This is a genomic window from Streptomyces sp. NPDC059456, from assembly GCF_042750055.1.
Classification (GTDB): domain Bacteria; phylum Actinomycetota; class Actinomycetes; order Streptomycetales; family Streptomycetaceae; genus Streptomyces.
The window spans coordinates 1-16,174 of the sequence record NZ_JBHYVA010000011.1 but is presented as its reverse complement, the minus strand read 5'-3'; the positions used below and the strand labels follow the sequence as shown (position 1 = coordinate 16,174).

The 16,174-nt window shown below is 67.4% G+C and carries 5 protein-coding genes; 2 read left to right on the top strand and 3 right to left on the bottom strand.

What is annotated here, in order from left to right:
* Nucleotides 1-614 precede the first annotated feature (614 nt).
* Together ACFXA3_RS02405 and ACFXA3_RS02400 are read right to left on the bottom strand one after the other, a co-directional pair.
* Nucleotides 615-1,208, bottom strand: coding sequence for an SMI1/KNR4 family protein (locus tag ACFXA3_RS02405; protein WP_385180755.1), 594 nt, complete (start codon nt 1,206-1,208; stop codon nt 615-617).
* 4 nt (nt 1,209-1,212) lie between these two features.
* Nucleotides 1,213-11,739, bottom strand: coding sequence for a LamG-like jellyroll fold domain-containing protein (locus tag ACFXA3_RS02400; RefSeq protein WP_385180752.1), 10,527 nt, complete (start codon nt 11,737-11,739; stop codon nt 1,213-1,215).
* A gap of 1,056 nt (nt 11,740-12,795) precedes the next feature.
* Between ACFXA3_RS02400 and ACFXA3_RS02395 the strand changes: the two genes are divergently transcribed.
* Nucleotides 12,796-13,980, top strand: a complete 1,185-nt coding sequence (locus ACFXA3_RS02395) for a protein-L-isoaspartate O-methyltransferase (RefSeq protein WP_385180749.1) — start codon at nt 12,796-12,798, stop codon at nt 13,978-13,980.
* A gap of 199 nt (nt 13,981-14,179) precedes the next feature.
* Nucleotides 14,180-15,241, top strand: coding sequence for a hypothetical protein (locus tag ACFXA3_RS02390; RefSeq protein WP_385180746.1), 1,062 nt, complete (start codon nt 14,180-14,182; stop codon nt 15,239-15,241).
* Between the two features lie 121 nt (nt 15,242-15,362).
* On the opposite strand, the gene ACFXA3_RS02385 is transcribed toward ACFXA3_RS02390, so the two are convergent.
* Complete coding sequence (locus ACFXA3_RS02385; protein ID WP_385180743.1) at nt 15,363-15,701, bottom strand: hypothetical protein; 339 nt, start codon at nt 15,699-15,701, stop codon at nt 15,363-15,365.
* Nucleotides 15,702-16,174 lie beyond the last annotated feature (473 nt).

Sequence of the window (16,174 nt, the reverse complement as noted above, 5' to 3'; positions counted from 1 at the left end):
TCGCTGCGCGCAGCCAGCCGTGGAGGGGTGAGTTCGACCGGCGCGCAGATGCGGTGGTGTGTGCGTTTCGCGGGCGGGGGCCAGCGAGTGTGTGGGGGCGGCGCGCAGTCGCAGGAGGACGGGGCGGGGGCCAAGACGGGGGGGACGGGGCACTGGAGGGCAGCGATGATGGTGGTGGCGGATTGAGGTCGCGTCACCGGCGGAGTCGGTGATGGAGTCTGCGAACTGGATCATCTAGCTTGCGGCAGGCCGTGTCTCTTCTTGGTGGACTGTCGCAGTGTGCAGTCGAAGCAGGCCCTGTGCTGTGTGGCGGCAGTATGTTCGTCCTGGTTTCGCGACGGGGAGGGCGCAGTCTTCCGCAGCGCCAGCCCGTGATGGCGGGCGGTTCGCCGAACCGTAGGTCTGATGGGCTGGTCTCGGGTCCAGCCGGGCATATGGCCGGTACGTGTCGCTCCGGGATCAGCTGGCAGCGTACTGTCCGTCGGACAGCACCTTTCGGGCCTGCTGTCAGCCTTCGTGTGTAGCGGTGTGCATCGCCTGGAGGACGGAAAGGGGCGCCCCCGGTTATCCGGCGGGCGCCCCTTCATCTCATCGTGGAACTTTCAGTGCCGGGATCAGATCTCTCTAGCCGGCCCGTACCACGTGACTGGTCGATCGTCCGCACTTGTGGGGAGGCTCATCATCGCGAGCGGTCCCGGGTAACGTGCAGTGACGCCTGGTACGAACATTTCCTCGCCGGCGAGATACCTGTGGAGCCACTCGCCGAACGACATGTTGTGTGCATAGAAGTCGGGTTCCTCGCGACCACGGGTCAGTATGGTGCCTTGGCCTCCGTCTTTGCCTGGCACCAGGAACGCGTACTCCCCACGATCTGTGCTGGCGATCGGGATCATTCCGGATTCGCCGCCGAACTGCGGCCCGGTCGATTCGAAGCCGGGGCATGCGGTGCCGCTCGGCCATGTCATCGATTGGAACGTGCTTATGATCCGCGAGATCCAACTTCCCAGCGGACAGAAAGTGTTCGCAGGGTGATCGAGGTACAGGTGGTGATTCATCCGCACTGGCGCGTAGGAGTTGATGATCGACTTGTAGTCGCCCGGAAACGTGACTCCGAGGTCATTTTCCAGGCGGTCCCATTCGTCAATTCCCAGGAAGAGGTCCCTGGGTTTTCCGATCATTCTTTTGAGTGATGCGAGGTGGTCGGTCATGATGCTAGATCCTCGGGCAGTCGGGGTCGCCAGTGGTCTGGCCGCCGGTGGGCTTTTGATGGACTGTGCATTCCTTGATGCGGCCGGACCCTAGCACGGAGTACCTGTATTTGAGTTCCGTTGGAATTCCGGAACCTTGGTTTCCGTACGTGACATTGATCGAGAGGAAGACTCTATTCCGGCTCTTCAGGGCGTCGCGGATCTCCGCTTCGATTCCGTCGCTTAGATACGGGGTGTTCACGTGATCGTACTCTGCGACAAGATTGCGGAGGTCGGTTCCGGAGCCTCCGGCGGCCTTCGCTGCCAGGTGGCCGTTGTGTGGCTTCTGTCCCTGCAGGACGATCTCCTCTATGCCTGGAGGCTTCTTCCTACCTGCGTCAGTGCCGGGACCCGGCTTGCCGACCACCGTCAGGTCGTCGTAGTTGACGACTCCTGTGATGCCTGTGGCCCGGCATTCATCCTGCTGCTTGGTGGTGTCGAAGTACCGCTCGCGCGGAAGGTAGGTGAGATGACCGTTCTCGCTCCTGCCGACGCCGTCATCACATTTGTCGTCGGACCTGCGACGCCATGTTCTGTGGCCGCCCTTGGAGTCAGCCTCGAGCCGGGGGTCCGGGGCTCCGGTGATGACCGGCGCGAACATGGCGATCGCCAACGTGTCCAACAGTGCCTGTGCAGTGACGGTGGCAGCCGCTGCGCCGGCGGCGGCGGTTGCAGCCGTGCCTACGATCGACGTAACGACAGCTATGGGGTTCGGCAGGTCCGGTGCGATGAGTGGGTTGTGGCCGTTGTAGGGGTTGGTGTCGATCAGCGGCTTGGGCGGCTTCGTCGGTCGCGGCGGCACCTTCTTGCCGCCACCGCCACCGCCACCGCCACCGCCACCACCGCCACCGCCGCCACCGCCGCCACCGCCGCCACCGCGGCCGCGAGGGGCGTAGGGAGCGTAGTGTCGCTCAGAGTAACTACCGCCACCTCCGCTGTAGGCGGGGGCAGGCCTGTTGGCGGCTTCCCGGGCGAACTCTGCTTGGGACCGCACCTGCGCGAGGATGCTGGTCATGCTGCATTGGAGGACGGTGCATGTGTCTCCCTGGGCGCGAATGCTGTCAGCGCCCGAGTACCACGCGCTGAATCCCACGCACCAGGGGTTCAGCTTGAAGGGAGACCACATCGAGCCGCAATCCAGCCACCAATGCCCGGTGGGGTCGGTTCCGTTGAGAGGCGACCCGAAGCCGTACGAGTAGCGGTTGGCCCGCTGGCCCGACTGTGTCGGGTCCAACTGTGCCGTATCGCGGCTGGTGAAACCGCTGGTGCCGGGCTGGTACCAGCGCGAGGCCATGTTGACCTCGCCGGTAGAGCTGTCCGTCCAGCCTGACTGGTATCCGAGAGAAGGGTTGGTGCCCGCCGACGCGGTCACGTTGCCGAATGCGTCGTAGGCGCGGGACGAGGTGACTGCTGTGCCGTCAGCGGAGAGGCCGGCCACCACGTCGCTGTGCTGGTCAGTGACCGCGAGTCGAGCAGAGTCCGGCGTCCCGGTTGTCGCGCTGGCCAGCAGGGTGCCGCTGGGGTTGCGGCTGTAGAGGGACGTGCCGTCCTTGACGAGGTTGTTGGAGCCGCCGTCGTAGTTGAAACCGGTGCCGCCGCTCGTCAGGACACGGTCGAGTGAGTCGTAGGTGAAGGTGCTTGTGCCGTTGGTGACCGTGCGCTCGAAGGCGTCGGTCTTGACGGTCCGGGTAGTGCCGCCGTCGGTGATCGACTGGACGGAGCCTCGGGCGGAGTAGTCGAAGGTCTGGGTGCCCCAAGTCTGGACGCGGTTGCGGGCGTCGTAGGTTGCGGTGAGGTCGCCCTTCTTGGTCAGGTTGCCGGCCTTGTCCCACTCGAAGGCCGTGGTGGTTGCTCCACTGGTCTCTGAGGTCATGCGACCCGCGAGATCGTAGGCGTAGGTTTCGGTGCCCGCGCCGGCAGTGCCGGTGGTGGTCTTCCTCACGAGGCGGTTGTCGAGGTCGTACTCGTAGGCCGAGCCCTGGACCGCCGTGCCGGTGCCGCTCTGCTGAACGCTGTCCTCGGCGAGTCGGCCGAGGCTGTCGTAGGCGTGGGTGCGCTTTGCGGCGATCTGGTAGACAGATCCGTTCTTGCGGGCGTACTGCTCAAGGGTGATGCGACCGGCGGCGTCGAAGTCTGTCCAGGTCTCCGTGCCGGTGAGCGGATCCGTGGCGGTGTCGAGGCGGCCCGCCTGGTCGTAGGTGAAGACCGTTGTGCCGGCGGGGTCTGTGCGGGAGGTCATCTGACCGTCCGCGTCGTACGCGTAGGCGGAGTTGCCGGAGGGGCCTTCAGCCTTCAGCAGCTGGCCGCGGTCGTTGTAGGAGTAGGTGTTGCCCGCGAGTACTCCGTCGGCGCCGGCTCCGGTCAGACGACCGGCCAGGTCGTAGGAGAGCGAGCGGGGACGGGTGGCCGCAGCGGTGCCAGATCCGGTTTCACCAATCAGCCGCCCCAGGCCGTCGTACGTCTTTTGGCGTTTGACGCTGCCGGGGAGCAGCTCGGTGACGATCTGCCCTGCCGCGTCATAGACGTTGGTCCAGGTGCGGCTGGAGAGTGCCGGGTGTTCGGTGCTGCTGGGCTCGATGGTCGATTCCGGCAGGCCCCATGCGTTGAAGGTGTAGTAGGTGGCCTTTCCGCGGCCGTCGGTAAGGCGCGTACGATGGCCCGCCGCGTCGTATCCGAAGGTTGTCGTGATGGAGTCCGTGCCAGTGACCGGTTCCGTCTGCGTGGTCAGGCGGCCGAGGGCGTCGTATGCGTAGGTGCGTCGGGCGCCGGTGGCCGAGACCGAGGCGGTGGGGTTGCCGTCGTTGTCGTATTCCGTCGACACCGAGCGCAGGACCGTCGCTCCGGTCCCGTAGTCGGACACCGAGGCGGGGTTGCCCGTGACGTCGTAGACGGTGGCGGTCTTGCGGCCGGTGGCGTCCTGGGACTCGCTCAGGCGGCCGAGTCCGTCGTAGGCGGATCGGGTGGTGCCACCGAGCGGATCGGTGACCGTCAAGGCCTCGCCGGCCGCGTTGTACGTAGCTGTGGTGCGGCGGCCGCTGGGCGTGGTGGATTCGGTCTGGTTGTCGGCGTCGTCCCAGGTGTAGCGGGAGACGAGGTTTTGGAGGGTGGGCTTGCGCTCAACGTCGGTGGCCGTGAGCTTGCGCCCCAGTTCGTCGTAGGTGGATTCGAGGCGTGCTCCGGTCGGGTCGGTAGCGGAGAGCGGCAGGCCGGTCGCCGTCCAGGTGTAGGTGGCCACCCCGCCGCCGTTCAGATCGGTTGAGGTGCCGCTGATGGAGTTGCTGCCGGGGGCTTGCAGGCTCTGCGCGCCGCTGACCGCCGGGTCGGTGGAGCGTGCCAGATTGCCCAGTTGGTCGTACTGGTAGTAGCGGGTGCGGCCCAGGGGGTCGGTGGTGGATGCCGGCTTGCCGAGCTGGTTGTACGTCGTGCGGCTTACTGCAGTGATCGCCGCTGTGGCGCCTGGCGGCGTGTAGTCCGGCAGCGTGATCGCGGTGGGGCGGCCCAGCTTGTCGATTTCCATCCGGGTCACCAGGCCGCGTGCGTCGCGGGTTTCGGTGGCCTCGCCGAAGGTGTTGTAGCCGGTGAGAGCCTTGGGCGTGACGGCGGTGGCCGTTCCTCCGTTTTCCTCCGCCTGCACCTGAGGCTGTGTCGTCTCCACCAGACGGCCGAGTGCGTCGTAGCGGTTGGTGGAGACATTGCCCCGAGCAGTGACCTGCGTGACGGCAAGGCCCCGCTGGTCGAAGGTGCCGGAGGTGACCCGTGTACCTGTGCCGTCGGTGACGGTCACCTTCTTCGGGTTGCCCACCGTGTCGTACTCGGTCGTCGAGGTGAGCTTCTTGCCGGAGCCGTCGATCGACTGCGTCTGTTCGGTGAGGCGGTCCTCGGAGTCGTACGCGGCGGTGGTGACACGGTTGAGTCCAGCGGGGTCGAACACCGAGCGCGTCACGCGTCCGGTGGCGTCGACGGTGTTGACGGTGGTGCGGTTGCCGCTCTCCGTGTGCGTGGCGAGGTTGCCCGCCCCGTCATAGGAGTTCGACTCCAGGACGATGTCCTTCTTGGAGCCGTTCGCCTGGGTGACCTGCTTCGCGGTCGTCGTGGCCGTGAGGCCGTCGTCGAAGTAGGTGAAGGCGGTCGTTGCGCCCATGGCGTCGGTTGTCGTGGCCAGTCGGCCGGCAGGGTCGTAGGCGTGGGAGACCAGGACGAGGTCGCGGGTCTGGCCGGACGGATCGCCCCTCCAGTCCTTCAGCACCGACTCGGCCAGCTGTCCGCGCTTGGTGAACGCGTGCGTGACGACGTTGCCCTCGGGATCCGTTTCGCGGATCACGCGGCCCAGCGCATCATGGCCGAATGCCGTCTCGTTGCCGAGCGGGTCCGTGACGCGGTCGTTCAGGCCCAGGGCGTCGTAGTGGTAGGTGCTGGTCCGGGTGGCGTCGCCGCCGGTGGTGTCCTCCGTGGACTCGGTGAGCAGCTGCCCGTCCGCGTCGTAGTTGCGGGAGATCTTCGCCGTGTGAGTGACCCCGGTGATCTCGTTCTTCACACCCGGACCGGTCTCCGAGGAGACCCTGGACATGGCGTTGTAGGCGTAGGTGGTCGTCGCACCGTCGGGAGTGGCGTCGGAGACCTGGGTCTCGGTCAGCTTTCGGCCGATGCCGTCGTACGCGTACGTGGTGACCAGCCCGGACGGCGTGGTCGACTTGGCCCGGTCACCGCTTGCGAAGTAGGCGTAGGAGACCGTCAGGCCGCCGGTGGTTTTGGTCGTGGCGACCAGTCCCGGCGGAGTGAGGCCGCCGCCGACCGCGGGCTCGGAACCCGTGGTGTACGTGGTCGTGGTGGTTCGGCCGTCCGGGAGCGTGATCGTGTCGGGCAGGCCCATGGCGGTGTAGGACGTGGTCGTGCGGTACCGGGTGTCGGCCGCGTCTACCGATCGCGCGTCGCGGTTTGCGACCTGCCTGCCGTTGCGCGGGTCCAAGGGGTCCGCTGCGTTGTAGTAGTAGTCGGCGAACGAGGTCCAACAGGAGTTGGCGTCCCGGCAGGTGGTCGTGGAAACGGTGTTTCCGCGTTCGTCGTGGCCGGTGGTGGTGGCGTGTCCATTCGCGTCGGTGACGGTGTGCAGGAAGCCGCCGGTGTCGTACGAGAAGGTGGTGACACCGCCGTCCGCGTCCGTCGTGGCGGTGCGGCGCTGACCGCGAACCGCATCGAAGATGCTGGACGTCTTGGCGCCCGTCGGGTCGGTGACGGTGATCGTCGAGGAGATCGAGGAACTGCTCGCCTGAGCCCGGGCCCCGTAATGGGCGCTGACCTGGGTGGCGGTCAGAGGCCGCCGGTAGACGGCGACCTCGTCGATCTGCCCGGTGAAGTAGCTGACGGCGCCGGGGGAGGCGGGCCAGCCGTTGGCGAAGCCAGCACCGATATAGGTGTGCTTATTCGCCTGGAGGCTGATCGGCTTGTTCAGGACCTGTGCGACCTGCGCGCCGTCGAGGTAGAGGGTTTGCGTGCCGCCCTGGGCCGTGATGACGGCGTGGTGCCATTCGTCATCGGTCACCGTGGTCGCCGACACGTTGGTGGCGGCGGTGTTGGCGGTGTAGTACTGGCCGTGGAGCTTGCCGTCGGTGCCTACGTAGAGGACCGGGGTGTAGGTGCTGACGCCCGGGTCGGGCATCACCAGTTCCTGGTCGCTGTAGAGCACACCCGGCTTGGTCGTCTTGAACCACAGCTCGACGGACTGGTCCGTCGTGGTCACGCCCAGGCCGGGGAGTTTGGCGTAGCCGTTCCCCTCAAACCGCGCGGATGTGGCGTCACCGAAGCCGAAGGCCCCGGGTGCGCCGAGGGTAGCCCTGGTGTAGGTACCGTTCACCCCGCTCGCGGCGATCTTGCCGGTCATCTGGGTGCCGCTGGCCTCGTCCAGCCGCCAGTATCCGGCGGGCGCGTCGGCCATCACCGTGCCCTGGTACTGGTCACCGGTTCCGGCAGTCAGCCGGTTTCGGGCCTTGAAGTGCTCGGCGACCGTCTGGGCGTCGAGCTCCTTCGTGTAGAAGGCAGCCTCGTCGAGCTGACCGTTGAAGTAGCGGACGCCGCCGGCCTGACCGTCCCATCCCTCGTTGGAGTACCCGCCACCGAGGTAGGCGTAGGCGAAGGTCTCCGGCTTGACCACGCCGGCCTTGGAGCCGACCTTCGCGCCGTCGAGGTACAACGACTGACCGGTCGGGCCACCGGTGATCACGACGTGGTGCCACTTGTTGTCGGTGACCTTGGTGCCGCCCATCACCGGCCAACTGCCGGGGCCGTCCCACAGGTGACCGCGCAGCTTGCCGTCGCCGTCGATGAGCAGGCTCGGGTTGAACATGGAAGGTGAGGTGTTGGTTACCTCCACGTCCTGGAGCCCCAGGAGTACTCCTGTGGGCTTGTCCGTCCTGAACCATAGCTCGACTGAGAGCGAGGTGGCGTTGCTCACCGACTCCGCAGGTACGGCTATCGCACCCTTGGCGCCGTCGAGGGTGACCGCGCCGTCGTCCCCGTCGAGGAAGGCGCCGACACTGCCGAGGGCCACCCCATCTCGGTAGGAGCCGTTTCCGCCGGTGGATATCTCGTCTGCCGCCGCAGCGCCGCTGCCATCGCCCAGACGCCAGTAGTTGACCGGAGCCGCCGCGCGTACGGCGTCGGCGTAGGCCTGGGATCCGGATGAGTAGCGGGGTGCGGAGATCTGCCAGGCACCGCCGTTCTCGTCGGTGACCTTGGTGGCGCGTTCGCTGTCGCCGTCGTACTCGGCTGTAGCGCTGACCCGGCCCGAGGGCAAGGTCACCTTCGAGAGCTTCGCAGCTCCGCCGCGGGCGGCGTAGTGCGCGCGCACCGAGCCGGAGTCGAGGGCGCGCTGGTAGACGGCGACCTCGTCCATGAGGCCCTTGTAGTAACGGGTTCCGGTGTAGCCTCCGCCGTCCCAGCTGTCGGCGGTGAAGCCAGCACCGAGGTAAGTGAAGGTCTTGACGGAGTGGGTCACAGGACCCGTGCGGCTGCCCAGGGACTGTCCGTCGAGGTACAGGGACTGGCTGGTGCCGGTGCTGGTGAGCACGGCGTGATGCCAGGCGTTGTCGGTGACCGGGGCCGGCGAGACCAGCGGGGTTACGTAGCCGTCCGAGACCTCGAAGGCGCCGCGGAGCTTGCCCGCCGCGTCTACTGCCAGGACCGGGTTGAAGTGCGCCGGGTTGACCGGCCCCAGCGGGCTGTCCTGGAAGCCGACGAGAACACCACCAGGCTTGTCGGTCTTGAACCACAGCTCGACCGAGAGCACGGTGGAGGCGGCCAGGGTCGAGCCGGGCAGCTCCAGGTAGGAGTTCGTGCCGTTGAACGACACGGCCTTGTTGCCTGTGCCCGTCAGCGGACCGGTCTCACCGAGCGTCACATCTCGGTAGTGCCCGGCGTTCATGCCGGTGCGCGAGACCGCCTCGCTGAGCGCGTTGTCGCCGTCGGCCTCGCCCAGCCGCCAGTAACCGGACGGGCCGGCGTCCTGGACCATGCTGCGGTACTGCGAGCCGCCTGTGTACTCGTATGAGGTGCACTCGGTCGTCGACGACGGCGGGCAGACCTTGGTGAGCAGATCACCCGTGTAGCTGTACGACCAGATCAGCGCGGGAGCGCCAGGGCCCACCGCATCGGTGGACACCGTTGCGACGTGCGAACCGCTCCACGCGAAGGACAGCGCCCGCTTGGAGATGGAGTCGGTGGCCTTGGACAGCTTGCCGCCCGTGTAGGTGAGCTGCTGCTCGCGCCCTTGGCCGTCAGTGACCTTGATCAAAAGGCCGCTCGCGTCGAAGGTGTACAAGGAAGCCGTGGCGTCGCGCAGGGTCCAGCCCCCACCGGAGACGGAAGCCAGCACCCCCATGGAGCCGGACGGCGCACTGTAGGTGCCGTCGCTGTTCTTGCCGAAGCGGACCTGGCTGCCGTTCTCCAGCGTGATCAGCATGCTGCCGTCGGGCTCGGAGAGGGCGCGCATGTCCCACCGGGTGGCCCATCCGGCCCCGAACACGCTGCTGGTGCGTGGGTCCTGCGAGTTGTAGGTACGCGTCACTGCCAGGGCAGGCCCCACAGAGGGCACCGCCGCATCAGTGGCTGAGGTGGCGTAGTTGCCGGACCTCTCGTCGACGCGCCGCCCGGGCGTCGCACTGCCCAGATGGGAGGTGATGACGGGCTGAGGTACTTCCATGGTCAGGATGGAAGGGGCGGGCCGGGCAGACTGTGCCTGACCGTCACTTGCATAGCCATACCAGGCGTACGCCTTGCCCCAGTTCAGCCAGCCGGACGGGACAGTCCAGCTCTGTGAAGCGGACGAGGGACTGGTCCGGCAGTTCTTCCGGGTGTCCTTCCCTTCCACCTCGCAGATCTCGAACTGATACGCGAGCGGGCTCGGGTAGTGGTCGCGGTCCGTAGCCGACACCCAGAGCGTCGGAGTCAGCGTGTCCGGGATGCTGCCACTGGCGGGCGCGGCACCGGTGAGCTGCGGCGGGATGTTGACCGCCTCGACCCGAAGACCTGCGCCGGGTATACCGTCATTGACGAAAGTGGCCGTGCCGTAGTCGTCCATGGTCCACACGAGCGTGTACGTGGCCGGCGACAGCGGAGCTATCTTGGCGTCGAGCGTGATCGTCTGCCCCGGTGCCACATCCTGGGGCATGGGCGTCCAGCGGACCTTGTCCGCACCGCTGATCGGGTTGCCGGCGGCGTCGTAGAGCAGGTAGCGGAGCTTGTAGTTGCTGTTCTTGCCCCAGGTCTGCTGGCCCTGGTTGGTGACGGTGACCTTGAAGGTCCCCTCCGTCGTGGCCGTCATGGGCTGGACGAATTCGCCCAGCTTGTAGGCGGCGCCGTACTTGCTCCATGTGACGTCGAGGCTGGGATTGCCATTCGGGTAGTCGTCTGACCCGAACTGCTTCCACGCCGTGGAGTCGGTGGTGGAGGCCTTGACGGCCAGGCCGTAGTTGGGCTTGCGGCCGTGGGTCCAGTCGTCGATCAGCTGCCGACCGGAGCCGCCGAGGTCGATCGCCTCCCAGGCCGGGCCGCCGCAGGGATAGCCGGTCTGGCCTTCGGGCCGCCAGCCGTGCGCGAAGCTCTTCGAGCCAAGGGCATCGCCCGTGGCGGGACCGGGCCACGATGAGGTCGTACCCTCGGCCCAGTTCGAGGTAATGGGGTGGACCGTCACCGGCCGGGCGGTGCACGAGTACGACCAGGTGTTGAACAGCTGGAGCCGGGCGTCCAGGATCCATGCGTTGTTCAGCGAGCCGTTGATTCCGTCGAAGCGCAGGAACGAGGCGGCCTTGTTGGTGCCGCCGTTGGACGTTCCCACCTTGAGGACGGTGTCACTGGAGAAGTTCTGGTTGTACGGCGACTGCACATAGGTGCCCGACGTTGCACCCCCACGGGTGACCGAGGGGTCGACCTTCACCGGGAACACCCGGTCCGGAGCCGACAGCCAGGCACCGTCAAGCGTCACGACGAGCACCTGGTGGCCCGGGGCACCCTCCAGTGCGTAGGAGACGCCCGAGGAAACCGCTCCCTGGTTGGAGTTCGACGGCTTGTTGGAGTCCTCCATCCAGCCCGGCGGCATCCAAGCCTTCTGGCGGCCTCCCGCGTCGGTGAACGAGACACCGCCGTTGGCGTCCAACTTCGCCGTTACGCCCTGCAGGACCAGCGGGAACCGCCACCGGGTGGGTGCAGCAGCACTCCTGAGGACCAGGTTCTCCTTGACGGAGTCGCCCCCGGAGATGAGCTCCACATCGGCGGAAGGGCGGACCTCCGGATATGTGATGGCGCTGCCGTCCACTTTGCCCGGGGAGTGAGACGCGCCTTCGATCCCGTAGCCGATCGACGTGCCGTCATCGACTCCGAGGTTCACCAGAGTGCGGGCGTCTGCGAACTCGGCGAAACCGGCCTGCTTCTCGACCGACCGCGGCTGCCAGACAGAACCATTGGCGTCCTTGGCTCCGGAAGCCAGGCTGCTGTCGATGGCCTTCCACTTCCCGTCACGCCCACGGAAATTGATCGGCTCGTTGTAGAAGCGGGTGGTGTACGTCCCGTCCTTGTTCAGGAAGGTCCGGCCGCGCTCGGTGCGCTTGTCCACCACCTCGGCGCTCGACTTGGCGTCGAAGCCCCCCGGCTTCGCTGCCGGCGGCGCGGCCACCTCCGAGAAGGGAACCTTCACCTGCTCGGCCGCCTTACCAAGTCGCAGCGGCGACGCGGTGACATCGACGGACAGCTCGCCCGGTGCCTTCACAGCACCGGAACGACCGCCACCGGCTGCGGCATCAGTGGCGTCACCGGAGGCACTGTGGCCCCTCCCGCGCGCCGATCCCCAACCTTGCTTGGGCTTTTCTCCGGCTCCGAAGCCGGTCTTCGCGATGACCCACTGGTTCACCGCGAGGGCAGCCTGCTCTGTACCTGCCAGAACGGCCACGACAAATGCCACTAGAAGTACTAGTGGTCGCGCTGTGCGCACGGATATCCCCCACATAGACGATCAGTAGGGATGTCCTATCTGCGCACACAGGAAACTCACAAAACTCGTCCGCATGGCGCACCTTCATGCGAAGAGGCAAACCGCATCAAAGGGTGCAGGCAATCTGGAAATATTATGCCCAAACGGGATAGTTGTACGCTGCTGACGGTGGGAAACCTCACGCCAACAGTGGGAACTTCCAGACTTCTGAAGGCGCAGGGCTGCACGCCGTCCAAGGCGCCAGACCACCCGTACCGCTTGCTCCCGACAAGCCAGTAGCGCTATTCGTGAGCCCATAGACCAGGCTGACCGCCGCGGAGGTCGGACAGATCGGATGGCGAGAGCACCCCGAGCAGCTACCGTCACGACCCGTTGTACGCCCCAGCCGCCACCCGGGAGCCTGACGCAGCAGGGCCTTGTGGCCGCGTTCGCCGCACTCCGCGGCCGAGACGGGGAAGGGCTGTCTGAGCCAGGCCCGGAGCGGCGGTGAAGGAGGCCATCCCGAGTGGCTCTGTTCGCTCCCTTCGTGCCGATGCTCGCCCAGGCCGCCGAGTCCGTCCCAGGTCGCGGTGCCTTGGCGGGCGGCCTGGCATTGGAGCGGGTTCTCTTGCAGACGCGTCGGGGCGCACTGGTCCAGAACCGGTTTCCGGACCTGGTCGCGGCTGCCGACTGCGCGGACCCCAGCGGGGCGGCTGTCGGTGGACCCGACTGTCGTCAACGGACTGCGTGTCGGGGACCAAGCCCTGACCGGCGGCCGGCTGGTCGCCCATCATCGATCTCCGCGGGCCCCGGCGAAGCAGTCGGCCCGTGGGAGCCCGGGCAGCTCGCAAAGGAGGCGGAAATCAGCCATACGGGGTCTGGTCATGTCCGGCATGCGCTCTGCCGTGCCGGCTCCTGCGGCTATACGGTTGGGGGCTTGTCGACCGGTTGGAGGTCTGCTGTGGCAGGGATCGTGGAGGGCAAGCATCGATCACCGATCGGTGACGACGGCCATCAGCCCAACCGGCCCGTCCCCCCTCCGCCTCCACCCCCGCCCCCGCCGCCCAGCAACCCCAGCCCCAAGAAGTAGCCGTGCCCACCGCCCCGGACGCCCCCGCTACCGGCACGCTCGCCGACGGGCTGCTCAGCCAGGTCGCCGAGCAGCTCGGCCGGCCCCTGCCCGCGCGCCTGCGGGACGCCTTCCAGCGCGTGCCCCGGCACCGGTTCCTGCCCGACCGGATCTGGCTGCGCGACGGGTCGGGCGGCTACCGGCCGGTGGACCGTACGACGGATCCCGAGGGCTGGCTGGCCGCGGCCTACACGGATCAGCCGCTGGTCACCCATTTCACCGACGGTCTTCCGTCCTCGTCGGCGTCCATGCCGTCGATGGTCGCCCGCATGCTCCTCCTGGCCGGCCTCACCGAACCCAACGGCCACGATCAAGCCCCAGTCCGGGTGCTGGAGCTGGGTGCGGGGACCGGCTTCAACGCAGGACTGCTGTGCATCCTGGCGGGAGACGAGCAGGTCACCACCATCGACCTTGACCCCAACCTCGCCGCGACCGCGCAGGAGAACCTGAAGAGGGTCGGCCGGACGCCGACGGTCGTGGCCGCGGACGGCGCCGGCGGCTGGCCGCCGAACGCCCCCTACGACGTCGTCCTGGCCACGTTCTCCGTCGACCACATCCCGCCCGACTGGCTCGCCGGACTCCGGCCGGCAGGCGGCCGCATCGTCACCCCCTGGACGTCCGCCTGGTGCAGCTACGGCACCCTCGAACTCACAGCCACTGATACCGGCCCTGCCCGCGGGCGCTTCCACTCCTTCGCCTCCTTCATGCCCATGGCACACCCCCACGCCGAGCCCCACCCGCCGACGACCATGCCCGCGGGAGACGACAGCGCAGCCGCGTTCTCCTCGACGGCGCTTTCCCCGTGGGCTGTCGCCGGCGGCGACCTCGACGCCGAGTTCCACATCGGCATCACGGTCCCCGGCGCCTCCTACGCCTGGGATACCAGTGGCGACCACGCCCACACCCGCCTGCAGATCCAAGACCCCGCGACCGGCTCGTGGGCAACGGTCGACTACGACGGCCGCACCGCGGACGACTTCGCCGTCGCTCAGGCCGGTTCCCGACGGCTGTGGGATGAAGTCACCGCAGCCTACCGGCAGTGGGAGGAACTCGGCCGGCCGAGCGTCGACAGGTACGGCCTGACCATGACCGCGAGTACGACCGTCGTATGGGCGGGCTCGCCGGCCAGCCCGGTCGCCGAACGCTGATCCGCTTACTTGACGTCGGCGCCTTGCAGGAACAGGCAGAGCGGAGCACGGGGAGTCGGGGACGGCCGCCGCTGGCGACGGTCGCGCCCGGAACCGGCGTAGGGATTTCGCGTGGGCCGAGCGCAGCGCCAGTGGCCTGAGGGATCATCATGTTTGCGTACGGGCCCCGCCGGACGCCGAGGTCCGAAGGGGGACAAGCGTGCTGCAGGATCACTTCGTCGAAACGGTGCAGCGGGATCACTACTCGTACACGAGGCTGAATCGGGCGGTCATCAATGAGCTGCGAACCACCCCCTCTGCCGGTGGTGACGAAGAGGCTGCGCACGCTCTGATTGACCTGCTGATCGACGACCTGCCCCAGGACCCTCAGCACGAAGGCCTGATGGACAATTCCGACACCGGAGCGGTCATACGGTGCCTCAAGGCCGTTCTGCGTCGACTCGGCATCGAATTCGAGATCCCGTTCCACGACAAGCAGGGCTACCACTCGTTCCGGATGGAACACAACAACGACTTCAGCACTGACCTGACCAGGATCTTTGCCCCAGGGCGCGCGGCGCTGGAACGACGGGAGCGGACCACCTTCACGGGAGGCCTGCGGGGGCTCCGCGGCGAGCTGCGCAACCTGATCTTCGCCGCCACGCAGAAACCCGAGATCGTCTGGAGGGACGTCGCAGGGGGAGTCATCGAGATCACGAGGAACAAGGCCTACTGCCTGCTCTACGACCGTCCAGTGCGAGCCGAGGGCCTGACGTGGGGTGAACTCGGCAAGTGGTGGCGTCTGCAGGATGGCATGTACGGGATGCCTCAGGACGCGAGGTCGCAAGCACTCCTGACCCGGCTGAGGAGCTCCCTCAACACCCCGGAGCAGCTGCTGCTGGACTCCTACTGGGAGTGCTCGATAGAGCGAGGCTTCGATGACTGTCCTGCCTTGCTGCCGCTGGTGTATCTCCACTACGACCCCTTGGCGCAGCACCAGCGGAACCAACGGCTGGAGGGGCGGGTACTGACGCGGCAGCGGATGGACTTCCTGATGCTGGCCCCTGGAGGCCGCCGCTACATCTTGGAGCTGGATGGGAAGGAGCACTACTCTCGTGACGGTAAGGCCGCTCCGGACCTCTACGCCGACATGGTCCGGGAAGACCGTCGAATCCGGCTCCAGGGATACGAGGTGTACCGGTTCGGCGGTGCCGAGTTCGTGGACCCACAGGCAGCCAAGATCATGCTGCAGGCATTTTTCGACCAGCTGCTGACGACCTAGCACCGACCTACCGAGGCACGCGCCGCGCTACCGACCGAGTCAGCCGCCGCAGCCGTCGTGGCGGCGGAAGTCAGCCGGTTCCACCAGGAGCGAGGGCCCCAAGAATGGCTTCTGGTCTGCGTCACCAGTACCCGTCGAGGGGGTCCGCGGCGTATGTGCCGTCGGAAAGGATGGCATCGGTCAGCTCGAATCGCTGCTGGCGGCCGCCCGGCACTCGTCGGGTGATGACCGTGCCGGCGGGGCGGCTGCTGGCGATCTGGATTGTGTGGCCGTCGGGTGCGCGTGTGCCGATCAACGTGTAGGTGCGGGCCGGCCTCGCTTGCGGTTCGGCTTCGGCTGGGTCAAGACCGTGCCGTTCAGCGCGGCGACGGCGGGTGCGCGTGATGAGGGTAAGGACAAGGACCGATGCGAGGCTGCCAAGGAGCTCGGCGAACGTTCCGGTGATCACATCGGCCAACATGCAGTGAACCTCTACCTCTGCGTCAGAACGTGGGCCTGGAAAGCCGCCCCTCTAACCGGTGCCGCAGCGCGCTTCCCTTAGGGGGCCGTGTTCGCCCACCCGTCGGCTCCCATTGAGGCAGACCTCTAAATCACCGCTCGACGACACTTCGCGGGGTTCTAAAGTGCGCAGGTGACCCGCACCATCGCCTCCCAAGCCGACCGGGATCTGCTGCAACTCCTCCAAGAGCGAGGCCTCTCGGCTTCCGCAGCCCAGCTGGAACGCTGGCGGCGCGCCGCTCTGCTGCCGCCGCACGCACGCCGGGGTCTGGGCCGAGGCATGGGGTCCACGTCGGTTCTGGACCCGCTCACCGTGGAGATCGCCGAGGGGGGGGGGGCCCCCCCCCGGCCCCGCCCCGCGCCCCCGGGGGGGGGGGGGGGGGGGGGGGGGGGCGCCCCGCCCCCCCCCCCCCCCCCCCCCCCCCCCACAAACGC